Genomic DNA, 19,383 nt, shown 5'->3' on the forward strand with positions numbered 1-19,383 from the left:
AGGGGCGAAAGCCCCTTTTTTGTTGATTAAAGCAACAAAAACACCAATTAGTTTAATGTTTACTAAAAATGTTGATTCACTAGTGCTCAAAAGCCACAAATGTAATTTTGTTACTAAAAATAACATCGGTGTTTATTTTATTTACGCACTAAAATTAATTTTATAGATATAAAAATTCTTTTAAAACAATAATTTACTTTCGATGCAAACCTTTTCACTAGCTGGTTTTCCATGTGATCTAAGACTTGTTTTGAAACTAAATTTCGTAACTGTGTGGAAAGTTTGAGGGTCATCAATATATATTTAGAGCCGGAAAATATAATGCAACGTGTGGTTACATTTTCATTGGGTGCTAACATTTAGGCTACGGGGGTGTGCCGTTAGTGCCCAAATAATACTTATAATTTATCAGGAGCATAAACATGTTTAAGAACCTTTTTGCAAACCTGCAAAAAGTTGGTAAAGCTCTGATGCTACCAGTATCAGTGTTACCAGTCGCAGGTATCCTACTAGGTGTTGGTGCTGCCCACCTAAGCTTCATTCCAGAGATCGTTTCGAACTTAATGGAACAAGCCGGTGGTTCAGTATTCGGCCAAATGGCACTTCTATTTGCTGTTGGTGTGGCACTTGGCTTCACAAACAACGACGGTGTAGCAGGTCTTGCTGCAATCGTTGGTTACGGCATCATGACAGCGACACTAGGTGTTATGGCTGGCATCATGGGTGTTGAGAAAATCGATACAGGTGTACTAGGTGGTATCCTTGTCGGTGGTGTTGCTGCTTGGGCATTCAACCGTTTCTTCAAAATCCAACTTCCAGAGTACCTTGGCTTCTTCGCTGGCAAACGCGCAGTGCCAATCATCACTGGTTTTGCTGCGATTATCCTAGCGGTTGTACTTTCTGTTGTATGGCCACCAATCGGCGGTGCAATCTCTGCATTCTCTGACTGGGCTGCACACCAAAACCCACAACTAGCGTTCGGTATCTACGGCGTTGTTGAGCGTTCTCTAATTCCGTTCGGTCTACACCACGTTTGGAACGTACCATTCTTCTTCGAAGCTGGTACTTGTGTGAACGCTGCTGGTGAAACTCAAAACGGCGTACTAACTTGTTACCTAGTTGCTGATGAAGCATCTCGTGCTGCTGGTAATGGCTTCGGTCAGCTAGCGGGTGGTTACATGTTCAAGATGTTCGGTCTACCAGCTGCAGCAATTGCTATTGCTCACTGTGCTAAACCAGAAAACCGCGCGAAAGTAATGGGTATCATGGCGTCAGCTGCTCTGACTTCATTCCTAACTGGTATTACAGAGCCAATCGAATTCTCATTCCTATTCGTTGCTCCACTACTATACGGTATCCACGCTCTACTAGCTGGTTCTGCATACGTTGTTGCTAACACTCTAGGCTTCGTACACGGTACTTCATTCTCACACGGTCTGATCGACTTCCTAGTTCTATCTGGTCACGCTCAGAAGATGGGTCTAATGATTGCTGTAGGTCTAGTTTACGCAGTAATCTACTACGTAGTGTTCCGTACTGTAATTACAGCTCTTGACCTGAAAACTCCTGGTCGTGAAGATGAGTCTGAAGATACAGTAACAGCTACTGGTTCTGACATGGCAGGTGAGCTTGTTGCAGCATTTGGCGGTAAAGCAAACATCACTGGCCTAGACGCATGTATCACTCGTCTACGTGTAGCAGTAGCTGATACAGCTGCAGTAGACCAAGACAAACTGAAACAACTTGGCGCTGCTGGTGTTGTAGTTGTAGCAGGTGGTGTACAGGCTATCTTCGGTACTAAGTCTGACAACCTAAAAACTGAAATGGATGAGTGGATTCGTAACCACGGCTAATCTCAGTCATTCATGAGAAAAGGAGGCTTCGGCCTCCTTTTTTATTTTCTGAACCACTTCCCCCTATCCCAACTCATACATACTTCATTTGCTCTCTACCAGCCCATACTCCTCTGTGTGATCTTGTTCCCAGCCTTACGTTTATCGCTTATTTTATACGTTCTCCTTACCGTACATTGACAAAAAAGCATCGAATGATGATTGAATTGTGTACACTGTTTTTTAAGAGTTATGACGTGTATGAAGAAGAAAATAATATTGGCAGGCGTATTGCTTCCAAGTATTAGTATGGCGGCGAGTCAACCGACTAACTTTTCGGTCGGGATGGCAGTGGACCAACAACTGAGTGTCGTCGTTGAAATTGATGATACGTACCGCGGCATTATCGGTAACGATGGTATGGCGTTTGACTACATTGCTAAGCGGGGTTCTTTTGAGCAGAATGTGCCCGTAACTTGGTACGTTGGTATTGGTGGTTGGTATGAGTGGAATGATGAATTCGGCGTTCGTGTTCCACTTGGTTTGAACTGGGATCTCTCAAAAGGCTGGGATCTTTACGCCCAAGTTCATCCAGAGGTAGATTTTTACAAAGGGCCAGACTTACAAATCGGTGGGGCGCTAGGGATCAAATATAGCTTCTGACTTTATACAAAAATGCCGGCATTTGAGCCGGCATTTTACTTGATTCACCTGAACTTGGATTAATTAATCATTAGCTCTATCGCTGCTTGTCCATCGCTCGTTTAATACATACCGCGGCGCCACCCCAAGTGATGCCAAGGCCAATGATCATCATGATAATTGCACTTGTTGTCATTATGCCTTCTCCTTGCTTACTACGTTAATCAGTACTCCAAACACAAACAGTGCGGCAATTATTGCCCAGCCTAGTGTTAGGTCATAGCCACCATAGCCTTCTGTTAGTAGTGCATACAGCTTCGTTGTTAAAATAACCGCCAACATGATTGGGGTGATGAAGCGTAGACAGATCTCAAACCATTGACCAACTGAGAAATCAGAGCGCTCATTCACATAGTTGTGAACTTCAGGTACTCGTTTTAGTAGCCAAGTCATTAACACGATTTCGACTAGACCACCCGCCATGATGCCGATGTTGTTGGCAAAGTGGTCGACTAAGTCTAATAGAAGCAGGCCACCATTGGTTGCAAATGCCATTGAGACAATAAAACCGCTGCCAATGACCACGTTCGCGGCTTTCTTGCGGCTCCACTTCAGTTTGTCAATAACCGCAGATGTTACCGCTTCCATAATCGAAATATGCGAACTCAAGCCGGCAATAACCAAAGCAAAGAAAAACAATGGGCCAAGGATATAAGGTGCAGGTAACAGATTAATTGCCGCAGGTAACGTTACAAACGCTAAGCCTACGCCTGCTGATACCACTTCTGTAAGCGGTTTACCTTGCTCTTGGGCCATATAGCCTAAAACAGAGAAAATCATGATACCGGCAAGGATAGAGAAGCCGCAGTTAATCAAAACTGTCATGAATGCATTATTGGTGATATCTGACTTCTCAGGCAAATAGCTTGAGTAAGCCAGCATGATTGCAAAGCCGATACTTAGCGTAAAGAAAATCTGTCCATACGCAGCTGCCCATACCTTCACGTCCCAAATCTTACTGAAATCAGGCTCGAACATGTAGTTCACACCATCTAGTGCACCTGGAAGGAAAATCATTCGGCCGATCAGGAAGAGCACCATGAGAAACAGAACAGGCATCATAATCTTAGATGCGCGTTCTATTCCTGATTTTACACCACTAACAATAGCGGTGTAGGTAATAGCCCATGCAATCAGCATAGACAGTGCGATCTTCCATTGAATACTACCTAAGTCGGTAGGGGAGTTATCGCCAAGCTTTAGGTATTCACTGAAGAAGAAAGCGTTAGTATCTGAACCCCAACTTTGGGTAAACGACATGCCAAAGTAAGAGATTGCCCAGCCAATAACTGCCACGTAATAAACGGCGATCACAGCGGCTACACCAACTTGGAACCAGCCAAGCCATTCAAACTTAGAATGGATTTTTGCCAGTGTTTTAGGCGCAGAACCACGGTATTTTTGACCCATGCTGAACTCTAGGATCATGAATGGAATACCTGCGGTAATCATGGCGAAAAGATAAGGAATAAAAAAGGCACCGCCACCATTTTCATAAGCCATGTATGGGAAACGCCAGATGTTACCCAAACCGATGGCTGAACCGACTGCGGCTAAGATGAATCCCGCACGGGATCCCCATTGTTCTCGCTTCATATTTGACTCCTGTACTACTCCCTAAGGAATGAAGCTCTTCTTGGCAAGGCGCAAACCAAAAGAATAAAGGCCAACTGTTATCCATCAGTTTTCTGCCCGATATTCGGTATCGCTATAAAATTCTGGTGCTTTATTTTGTGTGTGCCAAAAAGAATTAGAATTAAATGCTTTATATTTCGATGTGTATTTGCAAAAGCTGAAATATTCTTCTGCTTTCTATCTTCAGACTAACTTTTTACATTATTTATCGCAATAGATTCTAAATGTTAATGGCGATATTTTATATGGTTTAAATGTTGTTAATAAGTCGTTTGGTAGGCTATTAGAACGAAGAGGAAGGGTAGGTTTGAAACAAAATCATGTTTACTAGGTGTGATTTTGGTCAAATAATCTGTTTTTAAATATTAGGGCGTATCGCTATGTTTGATACACCCGATAGAGGATTTTTCGCCAAAACCACTAACTAGAAGCGGAAGGTAAAACCAATATTAGATTGAAATTGGTTCATCCAATCTGTTTCAAATTTTATCACACAGTTGGAACCATCATCTGGCAACACGCACGCTCCGGACGTATCGTTATCGACGACAGTGCCAAGCCAGCGAACTTGTGCTGTCAGTGCGAAGTCCGGTGATATCGCGTATTCCATGCCTACAAAAGCCGTGGCAGAAAACCCATATTTCGTATCTGCCCAGTCAACATCGGTATAAGCGGCGCCTAAACCAATACCTAGCTGTGAAGACCAACCCTGGCTGATAGGGTACAAGATGCTGCTCTGAAAATGGAGATAGTGAAAATCAGAATTATTATTGACTCGCTCTAATTCTGTAGACTGGTAAGAGTAGAATAGGCCCAATCGCCCGCTCTCAAATGGCGTTTCAACAGCAAGTGCGTAGTTTGGCGATGGTTCAATGTCAAATTTTGCGCCATCCTCATCTTCAACATTTCCGCCGCCGGTAAAACCTATATAGGGAGTAATGATAACTTCTGCATGGCTGCTAATACTGCCCAGCAATAATGCACTCCCAATTAGCCACTTGATATTGTTCTTCATCTTGCTATCTCCCTATAGTAACTAGATTAATTGTGATGCCTTAGCCAAAATTGTGCGACTAAATTAGCCATTTCTTGAACATAATTCACACCGGTGTTATTAATTTGTTACAACAACAGGAGGCGTCTATGGAACACGATCTCAAATCTGCCCTACTCATTGTCGTAACAGTCTTTGCTGTCTTACTTACATTTGGCATCATAGCGATTACGACAGCTTAGCCTAAGAGGTTGAGCCTATGATACGCAACAGCGGTATTATCACAGACAGCCATATAGAGCTTGAATTCTCAGTTTATGAGCACTATTGGCAAGGGAAAACAGCTTTGGTCGCTCAAGGTGGCGGCCAGAGAGGGATTTTTACCGCTGGTGTGTTGGATGCATTTCTACTTTCCAATTTCGACCCTTTCGATGAATTTTATGGTACTTCCGCGGGTGCCCTTAACTTGTGTGCGTTTTTATGTCGCCAGCACGGCATGGGGAAAGCGTTTATTACCGAGCTTACGACTTCAACAGAGTTCTTCAACTTATTTGGCTATATCCGCAAGAAACAGTATCTAGGGCTTGAATGGGCCTTAGAGCGCATCCAAGAATACCCGTATAAACTTGACCTCGATTTGGGGCATCGTTCCCTTGGCCATCGAAAGGCATTCGCTGCAGTGACGGATACGCATTCCTTATCTGACTGTTATTTGCCCATGCTAGGAAATCGGTGGTTTGAAACCATGATTGCCACTTGTGCGATTCCAAAGCTATATCAAGGCATCGTTAATATTGATGGCTCACAGTATGTGGACGGTGGAGTCTCCGCTTCCATCCCTGTGCAAGAGGCTTGGAGGCAAAATGCTCGTAATATTATTGTGATCAGGACTGAGCCATTCTCTCCGATTCAAGATAAAGATATTGCAAAAAGCCAGCATGTTGAGTGGTATCGAGAATCACTCAACTCCGTTCAAGATAGTTGGCAGCAGCGAGTGGAACAATGGAAAGAAGATTGGAGCAGCTTTTTACAACAGAAAGTAGCAGCTGCCCATCAAACTAAAATGTCGGGGCATCAGTTATTAAATGGTGGGCGTTGGTTGTTCGGTGCGGATAATCTATACCGTCTTAGCCACTTGATTGGTGAACACTTTGACTCTGGCCTCGCAGACATGCTGATGATTCATTATCAGACATACGAGTTGACTCAAGAATTTTTAACGAGTCCACCTGATGATACGTTTATCTTACAAGTTGCGCCAAAAGAGGAGTTGAGGGCTTCTTCACTGTTAAGTGAGCCTGATGATCTGGAACACGATTACCAACTAGGCCTGCAAGCTGGTTTTAATTTAATTAGCCTCTATGATGAACTCAAATCGGATGGTCTAGAAAGAGCTTAAAATAGGCTCAACACTCGCGAGGGGTATTGAGCCTAGCTGAAGGCTTGTTAGGCCCTAAGCAGATAAGATTCTCATACAGTTTGTCGAACCTACCACGTCCATCACATCACCCTGGGTTATTATTACTAAGTCCCCTTCGTGTAGCAGACCTTGCTCTTTGAGCGTTTCAATCGCGGCATGTGCGGTTGTTAAGCCAGCACCGCCTTTTGAATCAAAGTATACAGGTGTTACACCACGGTATAGTGCGGCTCTATTCAGAGTCGATTCATTGCGTGATAAGGCAAAAATCGGTAGACCGGAGCTTAATCGTGACATCATCAATGCTGTTCGGCCAGACTCAGTTAGTGCGATCATGGCTTTGATGCCTTCCATGTGGTTAGCGGCGTACATAGTCGACATTGAAATGGTTTCTTCTGCTGTCTCAAAAGTTCTATCTAGACGGTAACTAGAGTGGTTGGCTTCTGACATTTTTTCTGCACCAATACACACTTCTGCCATTGATTTAACAGTTTCTACCGGGTAGAGACCTGCCGCTGTCTCACCAGATAGCATCACAGCGTCTGTTCCATCCAATACTGCGTTTGCGACGTCCATAACCTCAGCACGTGTTGGCATTGGGTTTGCCATCATCGATTCCATCATTTGGGTTGCTGTTATGACCACTCGGTTGAGACTACGAGCACGGCGAATCAGTTTTTTCTGAACGCCAATTAGCTCTGGGTCGCCGATTTCTACCCCTAGGTCACCACGTGCCACCATGACGACATCGGAAGCATTTATGATGTCATCAATAGAGTCGTTGCTAGCAACGGTCTCGGCACGCTCTACCTTAGCGACCAATTTTGCTTCCAAACCTGCGTCTCGGGCAAGTCGACGAGCATAGTGCATATCCTCTCCGTTACGAGGGAAAGATATTGCCAAGTAATCGACTTTGATTTCTGCAGCGGTCAAAATATCGGCTTTATCTTTCTCGGTGAGAGCATCTGCAGATAAACCACCGCCTTTTTTGTTGATTCCCTTGTTATTCGAAAGAGGGCCACCTACGGTCACTCGAGTATGGACTTTATTACCTTCAACCTTTGTTACTTGGAGCTGAACTCGTCCGTCGTCGAGTAGCAGAATGTCGTTGGTTGTGACGTCCTGTGGAAGTTCTTTATAGTCGAGTCCAACTGCCTCATGATTACCTTCTCCTCTAGGGAGATCGCTATCTAAGGTAAATTTGTCGCCAATTGCGAGGGTAATTTTCCCGTCTTTGAATGTGGATACCCGAATCTTAGGGCCTTGAAGATCTCCTAAAATAGCAACTTGTCTCCCCAGTCTTGCTGCTATTGCTCTTACTTTTTCTGCTCTGAGTTTGTGGTCCTCACTGGTGCCATGAGAAAAGTTCATACGGACGACGTTTGCACCAGCTTTGATGATTTCCTCAAGGACGTTGTCTTTATCTGTAGAAGGGCCAAGTGTTGTGACGATTTTCGTTCTTCTTAGTGTTGAAGTCATAAATTCTCCGAGGAATGCGATGTAGGGACGAGATAAGTATATGCACAGTCTTTAGCTATTGTTCATTTTTAGCGCAAAGCACTATGAGTACCCAAGCATCTCGAGCTTACTTAGGTATAAACACGATACTTCAGACTTTGATTCCTAGTTTGAGGAAAAAAATAAGTGTCTTGCCATCCAATTTATCAGCAGTTGATTTTCTGTTATTTGATTGAATACACAAACAAACATGTTTATACGTGACGCTTGTCACGGGGATCTATCAATTCACTTCACAATTACTTCGCAAAGTAAAAAAATTACCAAGTTATAGAATTTCGGAGTGCAAGATGTACATGGCTCAACCGGGCCATATTGATCATATCAAACAGGTCAATGCTGGTCGTGTATACAAACTAATTGACCTAAAGGGTCCAATTTCTCGAATCGATTTATCCAAGCAAAGTGAGCTTGCGCCTGCGAGTATCACAAAGATCACTCGAGAGCTAATTGAAGCCCACCTTATCCATGAGACGACGGTACAAGAAGCAACAAGCCGTGGACGTCCAGCGGTAGGTTTGCAGGTTAATAACGAAGGTTGGCAGTTCTTGTCGATGCGTTTAGGACGCGGCTATCTGACGATTGCGCTGCACGAACTCGGTGGTGACGTTCTTATCGATACCAAAATCGATATCCATGAACGCGACCAAGACGATGTGCTTGAACGCTTACTCTACGAAATTGATGAATTCTTCCAAACCTACGCTGATCAACTCGATCGTGTTACCAGTATTGCTATTACTTTGCCCGGTCTGGTGAACTCAGAGCAGGGTATCGTATTGCAAATGCCGCATTACAATGTTGAGAACTTGGCGCTAGGCCCAGAAATCTACAAAGCAACGGGCTTACCCGTCTTTATTGCTAACGATACGCGAGCTTGGGCGCTGGCAGAAAAGCTGTTTGGTCACTCGCAAGAGAACGATAACTCGGTTCTTATCTCCATCCACCACGGTTTAGGCGCGGGTATCATCTTAGATGGTCGCGTGCTGCAAGGTCGTCACGGTAACATCGGCGAACTTGGCCATATCCAAATCGATCCAAACGGCAAGCGCTGTCATTGTGGCAACATTGGTTGTCTTGAGACGGTGGCGAGCTCGCAGGCAATCCGCGAAGAGGTGGTTACTCGTATTGCTAACGGTGAAGCTTCTATTCTTGCCGAGCAGGAAGAGATGAGTATAGAAAGTATCTGTGAGGCGGCAGCAAACGGAGATCCGCTAGCCGTTGATGTTATAGAGAAGCTTGGCCGTTACTTAGGCTCTGCCATCGCGATTGTGATTAACCTGTTCAACCCAGAGAAAATTTTGATTGGTGGGGTAATCAACCAAGCAAAAGACGTACTTTACCCTTCAGTTCGTCGCTGTATTGAAGAGCAAAGCCTTCCCGTTTACCACCAAGATCTTGAATTGGTTGAGTCTCGCTTCTACAAACAGGCAACAATGCCTGGTGCTGCGCTAATCAAACAAGCGCTATATGACGGTCAATTACTGATGAAGGTGATTGAAGGTTAATCCTTTTTTCGTAGGTTTAGTGAGATATCTACACCTACGAAACCGTGTTCATTGCTATATTCCCTCCATTCATGTAATTTCCTCTAATCATTAAGGCAACTTAACTTTTGCTCATTTGAGCCGATATCGTAAGAAAGTTGCTTGTCATTTTTTAAGGTTGTAGGAAGTCGTATGTCTGGAGTTTTAAATACCGTTGATCAGCGTACAAATTTAGTAGGTGAAAACCGACTGGAGTTATTATTGTTTACTTTAAACAGTCGACAATTGTTTGCTATTAACGTCTTTAAAGTAAAAGAAGTGATTAAGCTGCCTCCACTCACTAAGCTTCCTGGTTCACATTACAACATTCGTGGTGTTGCTTCTTTACGTGGAGAGGCGGTACCGGTTATCGATTTACGCCAATCTATTGGTTTTCCTCCTTTACGTGGTGACGTTGAGGAAGAGAACTTGATTATTACTGAGTACAACCGTTCTATTCAGGGCTTTTTAGTTGGTCCTGTACGTAACATCATCAATACTGCTTGGACTGAAATTCAACCACCGCCTAAGACTTCTGGACGTTCGAACTACCTAACAGCAATCACGCAAGTGAAAGAAGGGGATGGTTCTCAGATCGTTGAAATCATCGATGTTGAAAAAGTTTTGGCTGAAATCATTCATTATGATGTGACTATCTCTGAAGGTATTTTGGATCAAAATCTTGTTCAGGAAATGGTGGGTCGTAATATTCTTATAGTGGATGACTCGTCGACAGCTCGAAACCAAGTTAGAGATACTTTGTCTCAACTAGGCTTAAATATCATTGAATGTTGCGATGGTCTCGAAGCATTAACCTTGCTAAAGCGCTGGTGTGATGAAGGAAAAGAAGTCTCTAAAGAGTTACTGATGATGATTACGGACGCCGAAATGCCAGAAATGGATGGATACAAATTAACACACGAAGTTCGTACCGATCCGCGCATGTCCGATCTATATGTAACCTTGAATACGTCATTGAGCGGTAGCTTTAATGAAGCAATGGTACAAAAAGTAGGCTGTGATCGTTTCATTTCAAAGTTTCAGCCTGATTTGTTGGTAGAAGTTGCCCAGGAGCGTTTGCGTCAGGTCGTTTATCCAGAAGGATAACTTATATTTACATTTTTACCGTATAGGTTGTAATGATTAATTACTCAGCCTTTGCTATGCTTTAGTTACATATTTTCTACAGTTAAATATGTAAGTTATATCACGTCACTTTTCACCTACTAACATAGGGGTGTTCCTTTTCATGATATGGCTGACATCTAAAGTCGTCATGACTTTATCTTTGTTACTGTATAGGGAATACAAGAAAAAGCGTACGGAAGCGGAAGCTGATAAGTAATTCAGTGGATTTTAGAAGGGAGGGGTTACCTCCCTTTGTTTTATTCGGAATTTGCTGTTCCAACCAATTTTTCCCCCTAACGAAAATCGCGCGATTTACTTTGTAGCTCGGTAAGGTGCGAAGTGCAGTCAATCAGTCTGCCCGCAATGATGTGCGTGACTTCTCCTTCTCTCTCTAAAATTCCTTTTACCATCAGTACCTTTGATGTGAGATAAGCTTGTTTTTGAGCACGAGCTGTTGCTCGCCAGACCACCACATTAATGTTGCCAGTATCGTCTTCTAAAGTGAAAAAGGTCACGCCCGCCGCGGTACCAGGAGATTGCCTACCTGTGACGACGCCCACAACCGTCACCAAGGATTTATGCTCTTTTTCTACCAGCTGCTTCATCCGAGTAAAGCGCGGTAACTTGCCTGCTTCTTCAAGTAAAGTAATTGGGTGGCGGTTAAGCGATAGCCCAGTACTGGCATAATCTTCAATCAAGTTTTCGTATTCAGAAGGCTGAGCTTGGTAATTCGCCATTGGCTCTTCCATGTGGTTGAACAAGGGTAAGTCGGATAGTGAGTCCATTGCTGCCCAGCGCGCGTTATAACGATTTCCAGAAAGAATTTGAAACGCGTTGGCAGAAGCAAGTAATTCAATATCGCGTCGGTTTCTTAAGATCTGTTTCACCTCTTGAATAGAGCGATAGCCAGTGCTTGTCCGTCGCTCCACCAGCCGAGAAGCGTTCTCTTGATTAAAACCTTTCACTAAGCGAAACCCCAGTTGAACACCAAAGCGACCATTCGGCCGTTTAACCAAATGGTGCTGATACGAAGAGTGATTGATGCAAACAGGCAGCACTTCGACACCGTGTCGGCGCGCATCTTGAACCAGTTGCGAAGGGCTATAAAACCCCATCGGTTGGCTATTAAGTAGGGCTGTATAGAACTCAGCAGGGTAATAGAACTTTAACCATGCAGAGCAGTAAGCCAGCACCGCAAAAGAGGCTGAGTGACTTTCTGGGAAGCCATACTCACCAAAGCCACAGATTTGATCGAAGACTCGTTCAGCAAATTCCAAGTTATAACCGCGCTCATGCATCCCGTCGATTAACTTCGGTTTGAACTTGGCAAGATCGCCGTTCTTTTTCCACGCTGCCATCGCACGGCGTAACTGATCGGCTTCTCCACCACTAAACCCTGCCGCAACCATCGCGAGTTTGATCACTTGTTCTTGGAAAATCGGCACACCCATAGTGCGCTCTAGTACGCCTTTTACTTCTTCTGATGGGTAGCTGATTGGTTCTTCACCATTTCGCCGTTTTAGAAACGGATGCACCATATCTCCTTGAATTGGTCCTGGGCGAACAATGGCAATCTGAACCACTAAGTCATAGTAACGTGCAGGCTTTAAGCGTGGCAGCATGCTCATTTGCGCGCGAGACTCAATTTGGAACACGCCAACGGTATCGGCTTTTTGGATCATGCGGTATACGTGTGGATCGTCTTGTAAGCGCGTGATCTCGGCAATCGACAGTGATCGCTGGTGGTGCTTTTCGACCAATTGAAAGCATTTACGGATCGCGTTCAACATGCCCAGTGCCAGCACATCGACTTTCAGTAGCTTTAAGCTTTCTAAATCATCTTTATCCCATTGAATAATCGTACGATCTTCCATTGAGGCATTCTCGACAGGCACCAGCTCATACAAAGGGCCAGACGAAATCACAAAGCCACCTACGTGTTGAGATAAATGGCGCGGAAAGCCGATGATCTCGTTCACTAGCTGGATAAACTGCTGACCTTTTAATGACTCTGGTTGCAGTCCTAATTCGATGATTTGTGCTTGCCAACCTTGGCTGCGATCCCGGCGATTAACGTTTTTGATGAAGAAGTCCAGTTGCGTTTCTTCAATCCCCAACGCTTTGCCCACTTCACGCACAGCACTTTTAAAGCGATAGCTGATCACGGTGGCTGCCAAAGCGGCACGCTCGCGCCCGTACTTTTTGTAGATATATTGAATGACTTCTTCACGGCGCTCGTGTTCAAAGTCGACATCAATGTCTGGCGGCTCTTTTCGCTCCCGGCTAATAAAGCGTTCGAACAGAACTGAGATTTGTCTAGGATCGACGGCGGTGATTTCTAAGCAGTAACACACCACCGAGTTTGCCGCAGAGCCTCGTCCTTGATAGAGAATGCCTTGCTGCTTAGCGAACATTACAATGTCGTGAATGGTGAGAAAGTAATAGTGATATTGCAGCTCTTCAATAAGGGCTAATTCATTCTCGATGGTTTGATGAATATCTGCGGGTACGCCTTCAGGAAAGCGCAGTTTTTTACCATGCTCGACCAACATTCGCAGATAAGAGGTAGGGGTGTAACCGTTTGGAATCAGTTCTGTTGGGTATTCGTATTTTAGATCTGAGAGGTTGAAGTCGCACAAGTCCGCAATGTGGGCGCTTTCAACTAACCATTCGGATTTGTAAATTCGAGAGAGTTTGTTCAATGGACGCAATGCTCGTTCGGCATTGGATAAACGGCCAAAGCCCAACTTGTCGACGCTACAACCATGCTTAACTGCTGTCAGGACATGTTGCAATGGTAAACGCTCAACAGCATGCATCAAGACGCCACCACAAGCGGTAATCGGCAATTGAAACTCGTTTGCCAGTAACTCACAGTGTGTGGTGTAGGCATCATCACCGCCACCTAAATGGCGTTGAATCGCGACCCACAAGCGATGAGCGTGATGCTGCTGGAGCCAACGTCCCCAATAATGGTCATTCTCCTTATGAGTCGGAAGCCATAGTACGAAGCAGTGACGAATTGACATTAAGTCCCATTCAGATAACTGATAGCTGCCTTTCTCGCTGCGGCGTCTCGCATTGGTGATTATCCGGCACAGCTCAGCGTAAGCTTTACGGCAGGGGCAAAGTAGTACCACTTGGCATTCGTCATTGAGCCAAAACATGCTGCCGACAATTTGTTTGATGTCGAGTTTATGTTGCTCGATGGTCGCGTGCGCTTTCACTACGCCCGCAACCGAGCACTCGTCCGTGATCGCAATGGCTTGATAGCGATAAAACGCCGCCTGCAACACCAGCTCTTCTGCATGAGAAGCGCCGGTGAGAAAGGAGAAATTGGACTGACAAAACAGTTCTGCGTAACTCATACCGACCTAACAAAAATAGCCATGAAGAAACCAATGCTTGTGCTGATCGCGAAACACCCATAGCCATCGACCTTGCTTGGTGTGTGCAATGTAGTAATCACGCATGATCTCGTCACCATCCCACCATCCAGAGACAATCCGTTCAGGCCCATGCACTAGAGAAACTTGCTCTTGTAGCGCGATTGGGGCGGGTAATTGCATCGCTGGGCGCAGCAGAGCAGGGATGGTGTTAATCGGCACATCCGGCTCATCGGCTGGGCGATATTGACTGGCTTTTTCTGGCCTTGGATCGCAGGCTATATTGGGTTTGAGTACCGCGCTTTTGCCTAATTTAGCTTGCAGTAAAGAGAGCAGCTCTAACGCGTTCATTTGCCCTTTTTGCCCAGCAAAGAAATCGCGTGCAGAGCTTAAAGGTTCACCTTGGCGCTCTACTTTTAACGTCAGGCCGATAACAGGACCGTTTAACGTGACGGATTCCAAACTCAAACTCGCCAATTGTTGCCAACGTTGACACAAGTAATCGCCTTGTGCGGATGTGAGCTGAAGATGTTGCGCTTGTTTGTCCCGCTGATGCAGGGTTAAACACAGCTCAAACGCGACTTTATCGCGCAGTTTGAGAAAGGTTTCGAGTTGACGAAGCAATTTAGCGAGTGGCTTCTCCACCCATTGGACGTTTTCAATCTCAAACAACAGTTCCAAATAGACTTGGAAAGATTCGGTTGGATGATAAAAGTCGACAGGATGTTTAAATTGCCCTGTCAGGCGACCAACATAGTTCACCAAATCAATGTCGAATCGACGCGCGATGTCTTGCAGTGGCAGTTCAAGTAACCCTTGTAGTGTGGTGACACCTACACGTTGTAGCTTCTCTACGGTAGTGCTTGATAAATCCGTTAATGTGAGCGGCTGCGGTGATAAGGCTTGCTGCATGACAGATTTATCTTCACTGATGAAATTCGCTCCTGCTAATGCCATCAATTTGGCAGAAAAAGGCGAAAAGCCACACCCGAATTGAAAACTCAGTCTCAGCTCCGATAAATGAGCACTGACTTTAGTCCAATAGTTTTGTAGCCCTTCATACAGATTAAGCATCGGGGTTGCGCGTAGCAAAATGCCTTGGCTTGGCATCAACACAACGTCAGACGTGATCAAATACAGCCATTGAGCAATTTCTTGTAACTTGCTCAGTTCGGTTTGCGGATGATAAGGATGCACTTGCAAATCTCGGCACAAGGACGCGGCACTGCCTAAACCCATGTTGGTCTTAATACCTTGTTGCTCAGCAATCTCATTGTATTGAATGATCCGACAACGTTGGCTTTCTACAATTACCACTGCTTGCTCTTGGTTATCACCAAAGAGGGCATCTAACTGTAGGCGAGGGAAGTGCAAGTAAATCCACAAAGCCATATCGCTAACCTTGGCTCGCTAATGGGAAATTGACCACGGTCGATGGAATATGAGTTGTACTTGGCATTACTAATTGCGGGTAGTGGTGCTGGAAGTTGATATTGACACTGCCTTTACTCCAGCCGCCTTTTCGTTTGAGAACCTCCACGCTGACGCCTTGTTCATGGCCTTGCAATTTCAGACTCAATGAAACAGGTAAAGACAAACGATTGGTCATGTTGGGTTTGAGCATAAACAGAGGGCAAGAACCTTGCTCGCTCGCCACTTGCAGGCGTTTTACTTGGTGGATCTCTAGCTCATCTTGCCATAGCAAAACGTTGGTACACACACCGCTCTTGAGGCATTGCTCCGCTGCCCATAATGCATCACGCTGATGTTCAGGTGTGATCACCCACACCTGGTTGATGTCCAAGCCAATGCAGTGGAGGAACAATGAATTTATCAACGCTGGTGGCTGAATGAATGCTGTTACCCCTCTCGAAAGAGATGCTTTTAAGTAAGGCGCAAGCAAACGCAGCTCACCAATGCTGCCTACGGATTCCATTTCTACCACACCGTGAGGAGGAAAGCCGCCGCCAAGCAGGGCATCTAGCTCAGGAAAACCAGAACTATGGAGGAACTGATGGTCGTCTGCTTTGGTTAAATTTGCTTGCCAAACAAGATGTTGGCTTTTTAAGTGTTGGATGATGTCTTGCATAAATAAAATACCTGTATGTATATACAGTATATTTCTGTAGGAAAAAGTCGCAAGATTTTTATAGGAAGAAATACGAAAAAAGGCAGCGTTTGCTGCCTTTTCAATCGATTATGTGAGCTAACCTGAGTTGGTTACTTACGCTTTGGTTGCGCGTTGATACATTGGCCGTTTACATCAGTGACTGCAGGGTCCATTAAATGAAGGTACAGCGGCATGATATCCAGTGGTGTTTTTAGTGTATTCGCATCTTCACCTGGGTAGGCTTTTTCACGCATACGAGTACGAGTTGCACCAGGGTTAATCGCATTAACACGCATTGGCGTGTCGCTCAACTCATCTGCCAATACCTGCATCATGCCTTCTACGGCAAACTTAGAAATAGCGTATGAACCCCAGAAAGCACGACCAGAGTGACCCACAGTTGAAGAGGTAAAAACAATACGCCCCGCGTCTGATTTTCGCATGATAGGTAGCAGAGCTTGAGTCATCAGCACTTCGGATTTCACGTTGATCTGCATGATGTCGTCGAAATCTTCTTCATTGATTTGCTCAAACGGGCATAGCGTGCTGAGAACGCCTGCGTTGTGTAGCAGGCCATCCAAACGACCGAACTGGCCTTCAATGGTTTCTGCCATATCAATGTAGTGCTGCTTTGTCGCACCTTTCAGGTCAAGTGGGATGATCGCTGGCTGAGGATAGCCCGCAGATTCGATTTCATCGTAAATGGATTCAAGGTTCTGAACATTTCGACCAAGTAGAATCACAGTCGCACCGTGCTGAGCATAAGAAAGTGCAGCTTGGCGGCCAATACCATTGCCAGCGCCTGTGACAAGAATGACTTTATCTTTTAGGGCATCTGATGAAACAGAGTAGTTCACGGTGTTTAATCCTTATTATTGTATCTAGTTCCTATGTACAGACATCATGTTCGTGGAGAAATGCGCCTGTTTCTCAATGGAAAATCTTGGTAATCGTGACAAGTTGGTTACAATACACCAATTCATGTGTTATACCAATTCCAGAACGGTTGTTAGGTATGTTATTTGAACGCTATCAATCAGAACGAGAGGTTACCGATTTTCTTGCCTTCCTTCTGATTTTTCTATGTAACATGCAGATGACCATTACTGGTATGAGATAGAGGAACTCTCATTGGAATTTTTATTAGATTACGGTCTGTTTTTAGCCAAGATCGTCACTGTTGTTGCGGCAGTAGTTCTGTTGCTGATTATTGCAAAATCGGCGGGTGGTAAATCGGGTGCTGCGAAAGGCGAATTGGAAGTCACCAATCTTTCCGAGCGCCACAAAGATGCGGTAGAACAACTAGAGCATTATTTGCATGATGACGCTTTCATCAAAGCGCGTGATAAAGCGGTTAAGAAAGAAGAAAAAGAAAAGAACAAATCTCGCGAGAAGGAAATCAAACAAGCGAGCAAAGAAGGTTCTCTCGATAGCAAACGTGAACCACACCTGTTCGTTCTGGACTTTAACGGCAGTATCGATGCTAAAGAAGTCGCGTCACTACGTGAAGAGGTGACAGCAGTATTAGCCGTTGCTCGCGAAGGAGATGAAGTCCTTCTCCGCCTAGAGTCAGGCGGTGGCATGGTTCATGGCTATGGCTTGGCATCTTCTCAACTTGATCGAATCAAAGCAGCCGGTCTGCCTCTGACGATTTCGGTCGACAAAGTTGCAGCAAGTGGTGGCTACATGATGGCGTGTGTGGCAGACAAGATTGTGTCTGCGCCGTTTGCGATTGTTGGCTCTATCGGCGTTATCGCGCAGATTCCTAACTTCAACAAGTTGTTGAAAAAGCATGATATTGAGTACGAGCAACTAACGGCAGGTGAGTACAAACGCACACTGACCATGTTTGGTGAGAATACCGACAAGGCGCGTGATAAGTTCAAGCAAGAGCTTGAAGAAACACACGTACTGTTTAAAGACTTTATCCGTGAGCGTCGTCCAGCGCTAGAGCTTGAAAAAGTGGCAACGGGTGAGCACTGGTTTGGTACGCAAGCGAAAGAGTTAGGGCTGGTGGATGAAATCAGCACTTCCGACGATCTGGTAGTTGCAGCATGCAAAGAGAAAACCGTATTAGAGGTGCATTACGTGCAGAAGAAGAAACTGGCAGACAAGCTTGCTGGTGTTGCAGGTAAAGTAGCAGACAGTGTCGTGCTTAAACTTGCAGAACGCGGCCAAAAGCCGATTGTTTAATCAATAATACGGCTATTTAAAATAAAAACGGCGAGGGTGAAAACTCTTGCCGTTTTTATTGGAACTTTCCCCCGTAGGGAGAATCCAAATGCGCATTGGGTGTAATGCTTTACACGACATTTTTCCTCGCCCAAGAGGGCAATTACCCGTATAATACGCGCCTCGAAAACCGAGCAAATTGCTGAAAAAGAAATTATAGGTGGAGAAGAACATGTCCTCTCAAACTCCGGTTGTTACCGTAGATGGACCTAGTGGTGCAGGTAAAGGCACTTTATGTATGTTGCTAGCAAAGAAGTTGGGCTTTCACCTTCTTGATTCTGGCGCAATTTATCGTGTACTTGCACTTGCAGCGATTCACCACGGTGTAGACACAGAGTCAGAAGATGCGCTTGTCCCACTAGCTACTCACCTAGACGTTCAGTTTGTTGCTGAAGGTGATCTAGTAAAAGTGATTCTAGAAGGCGAAGACGTTTCTGGTGAACTTCGTAAAGAAGAAACCGGTATGGCTGCGTCTAAAGTGGCAGCACTGCCACGCGTTCGTGAAGCATTATTGCGTCGTCAGCGTGCATTTGAGGCCGCTCCGGGTCTTGTTGCTGATGGTCGTGACATGGGTACGGTTGTATTCACGGGTGCGCAAGCGAAAATTTTCCTTGATGCAAGTGCAGAAGAGCGTGCAAATCGACGCCTTAAACAGTTGCAAGATAAAGGGTTAGATGTTAGATTTGCTGACCTTTTGAGCGAGATCCAAGAGCGTGACGATCGAGATCGTAACCGCCCAGTGGCGCCACTACGCCCTGCAGAGGATGCGCTTGTGCTAGATTCTACGTCGATGACTATCGACGAAGTGGTAGAAAAGGCACTACAATATATCGAATCGAAGCTAGCTGAGTAATGATACTCGGCTAGACTAAGAGCGTTGGTCGCAAGGATGATGACTGGCGA

At 45.1% G+C, this 19,383-nt stretch carries 16 protein-coding genes; 8 read left to right on the plus strand and 8 right to left on the minus strand.

Going from position 1 to position 19,383, the window contains the following annotated elements:
- The first annotated feature begins 422 nt into the window (after positions 1-422).
- On the plus strand, positions 423-1,853 hold the full coding sequence (gene ptsG / locus ACTS60_RS21705) for a PTS glucose transporter subunit IIBC (protein WP_440889939.1): 1,431 nt from the start codon (positions 423-425) through the stop codon (positions 1,851-1,853).
- Between the two features lie 240 nt (positions 1,854-2,093).
- Positions 2,094-2,495, plus strand: a complete 402-nt coding sequence (locus tag ACTS60_RS21710; RefSeq protein ID WP_440889940.1) for a hypothetical protein — start codon at positions 2,094-2,096, stop codon at positions 2,493-2,495.
- 76 nt (positions 2,496-2,571) lie between these two features.
- Here the strand turns inward: ACTS60_RS21710 and ACTS60_RS21715 are convergent, their stop codons facing one another.
- The 3 genes from ACTS60_RS21715 to ACTS60_RS21725 form a co-directional block, all read right to left on the minus strand.
- Positions 2,572-2,670: a MetS family NSS transporter small subunit gene (locus tag ACTS60_RS21715; RefSeq protein ID WP_440889941.1), complete on the minus strand. Its 99-nt coding sequence runs from the start codon at positions 2,668-2,670 to the stop codon at positions 2,572-2,574.
- Positions 2,670-4,130, minus strand: coding sequence for a sodium-dependent transporter (locus ACTS60_RS21720; RefSeq protein WP_440889942.1), 1,461 nt, complete (start codon positions 4,128-4,130; stop codon positions 2,670-2,672). The genes ACTS60_RS21715 and ACTS60_RS21720 overlap by 1 nt, the downstream gene beginning before the upstream one ends.
- Positions 4,131-4,593: 463 nt before the next feature.
- Positions 4,594-5,184 carry a porin family protein gene (locus ACTS60_RS21725; protein ID WP_440889943.1) on the minus strand — a complete coding sequence of 197 codons (591 nt, stop codon included), beginning with the start codon at positions 5,182-5,184 and terminating at the stop codon, positions 4,594-4,596.
- A gap of 128 nt (positions 5,185-5,312) precedes the next feature.
- Between ACTS60_RS21725 and cydH the strand changes: the two genes are divergently transcribed.
- Entirely contained in the window at positions 5,313-5,405 is a 93-nt protein-coding gene (gene cydH, locus ACTS60_RS21730; RefSeq protein ID WP_010449255.1) for a cytochrome bd-I oxidase subunit CydH, read from the plus strand.
- Positions 5,406-5,422: 17 nt separating this feature from the next.
- Positions 5,423-6,562, plus strand: coding sequence for a patatin-like phospholipase family protein (locus tag ACTS60_RS21735; protein ID WP_440889944.1), 1,140 nt, complete (start codon positions 5,423-5,425; stop codon positions 6,560-6,562).
- Between the two features lie 54 nt (positions 6,563-6,616).
- On the opposite strand, the gene pyk is transcribed toward ACTS60_RS21735, so the two are convergent.
- Positions 6,617-8,059: a pyruvate kinase gene (gene pyk, locus ACTS60_RS21740; RefSeq protein WP_440889945.1), complete on the minus strand. Its 1,443-nt coding sequence runs from the start codon at positions 8,057-8,059 to the stop codon at positions 6,617-6,619.
- A 329-nt stretch (positions 8,060-8,388) separates the two neighbouring features.
- On the opposite strand from pyk, the gene mlc reads away from it, so the two are divergent.
- Together mlc and ACTS60_RS21750 are read left to right on the plus strand one after the other, a co-directional pair.
- On the plus strand, positions 8,389-9,606 hold the full coding sequence (gene mlc / locus ACTS60_RS21745) for a sugar metabolism global transcriptional regulator Mlc (protein WP_440889946.1): 1,218 nt from the start codon (positions 8,389-8,391) through the stop codon (positions 9,604-9,606).
- A 171-nt stretch (positions 9,607-9,777) separates the two neighbouring features.
- Positions 9,778-10,731 (plus strand): chemotaxis protein CheV, encoded by a 954-nt coding sequence (locus tag ACTS60_RS21750; RefSeq protein WP_440889947.1) that lies wholly within the window; start codon positions 9,778-9,780, stop codon positions 10,729-10,731.
- A gap of 314 nt (positions 10,732-11,045) precedes the next feature.
- On the opposite strand, the gene ACTS60_RS21755 is transcribed toward ACTS60_RS21750, so the two are convergent.
- From ACTS60_RS21755 to ACTS60_RS21770, 4 genes are all read right to left on the minus strand, one after another.
- Entirely contained in the window at positions 11,046-14,120 is a 3,075-nt protein-coding gene (locus ACTS60_RS21755; protein WP_440889948.1) for an error-prone DNA polymerase, read from the minus strand.
- Positions 14,121-14,126: 6 nt separating this feature from the next.
- A complete protein-coding gene (locus tag ACTS60_RS21760) occupies positions 14,127-15,530 on the minus strand; it encodes a Y-family DNA polymerase (protein ID WP_440889949.1) in 1,404 nt (467 codons plus the stop codon).
- Between the two features lie 4 nt (positions 15,531-15,534).
- Positions 15,535-16,227: a translesion DNA synthesis-associated protein ImuA gene (gene imuA, locus ACTS60_RS21765; RefSeq protein ID WP_440889950.1), complete on the minus strand. Its 693-nt coding sequence runs from the start codon at positions 16,225-16,227 to the stop codon at positions 15,535-15,537.
- Positions 16,228-16,358: 131 nt separating this feature from the next.
- Positions 16,359-17,105 (minus strand): YciK family oxidoreductase, encoded by a 747-nt coding sequence (locus tag ACTS60_RS21770; RefSeq protein ID WP_440889951.1) that lies wholly within the window; start codon positions 17,103-17,105, stop codon positions 16,359-16,361.
- Positions 17,106-17,379: 274 nt separating this feature from the next.
- Here ACTS60_RS21770 and sohB point away from each other — a divergent pair, with 274 nt between their 5' ends.
- Together sohB and cmk are read left to right on the plus strand one after the other, a co-directional pair.
- Positions 17,380-18,441, plus strand: a complete 1,062-nt coding sequence (gene sohB, locus ACTS60_RS21775) for a protease SohB (protein WP_440889952.1) — start codon at positions 17,380-17,382, stop codon at positions 18,439-18,441.
- Between the two features lie 211 nt (positions 18,442-18,652).
- On the plus strand, positions 18,653-19,333 hold the full coding sequence (cmk, locus tag ACTS60_RS21780; protein WP_005444854.1) for a (d)CMP kinase: 681 nt from the start codon (positions 18,653-18,655) through the stop codon (positions 19,331-19,333).
- The last annotated feature ends 50 nt before the right edge of the window (positions 19,334-19,383 follow it).

Source organism: Vibrio sp. WZ-1 (assembly GCF_052037695.1).
Classification (GTDB): Bacteria; Pseudomonadota; Gammaproteobacteria; order Enterobacterales; family Vibrionaceae; genus Vibrio.

Bases quoted from the DNA above. Each gene is read 5' to 3' on its own strand.
- ACTS60_RS21725 (WP_440889943.1), bottom strand. From the start codon at position 5,184: ATGAAGAACAATATCAAGTGGCTAATTGGGAGTGCATTATTGCTGGGC.
- ACTS60_RS21715 (WP_440889941.1), bottom strand. From the start codon at position 2,670: ATGACAACAAGTGCAATTATCATGATGATCATTGGCCTTGGCATCACT.
- ACTS60_RS21720 (WP_440889942.1), bottom strand. From the start codon at position 4,130: ATGAAGCGAGAACAATGGGGATCCCGTGCGGGATTCATCTTAGCCGCA.
- imuA (WP_440889950.1), bottom strand. From the start codon at position 16,227: ATGCAAGACATCATCCAACACTTAAAAAGCCAACATCTTGTTTGGCAA.
- cydH (WP_010449255.1), top strand. From the start codon at position 5,313: ATGGAACACGATCTCAAATCTGCCCTACTCATTGTCGTAACAGTCTTT.
- ptsG (WP_440889939.1), top strand. From the start codon at position 423: ATGTTTAAGAACCTTTTTGCAAACCTGCAAAAAGTTGGTAAAGCTCTG.
- ACTS60_RS21735 (WP_440889944.1), top strand. From the start codon at position 5,423: ATGATACGCAACAGCGGTATTATCACAGACAGCCATATAGAGCTTGAA.
- cmk (WP_005444854.1), top strand. From the start codon at position 18,653: ATGTCCTCTCAAACTCCGGTTGTTACCGTAGATGGACCTAGTGGTGCA.
- ACTS60_RS21750 (WP_440889947.1), top strand. From the start codon at position 9,778: ATGTCTGGAGTTTTAAATACCGTTGATCAGCGTACAAATTTAGTAGGT.
- mlc (WP_440889946.1), top strand. From the start codon at position 8,389: ATGTACATGGCTCAACCGGGCCATATTGATCATATCAAACAGGTCAAT.
- ACTS60_RS21760 (WP_440889949.1), bottom strand. From the start codon at position 15,530: ATGGCTTTGTGGATTTACTTGCACTTCCCTCGCCTACAGTTAGATGCC.
- pyk (WP_440889945.1), bottom strand. From the start codon at position 8,059: ATGACTTCAACACTAAGAAGAACGAAAATCGTCACAACACTTGGCCCT.
- ACTS60_RS21710 (WP_440889940.1), top strand. From the start codon at position 2,094: ATGAAGAAGAAAATAATATTGGCAGGCGTATTGCTTCCAAGTATTAGT.
- ACTS60_RS21755 (WP_440889948.1), bottom strand. From the start codon at position 14,120: ATGAGTTACGCAGAACTGTTTTGTCAGTCCAATTTCTCCTTTCTCACC.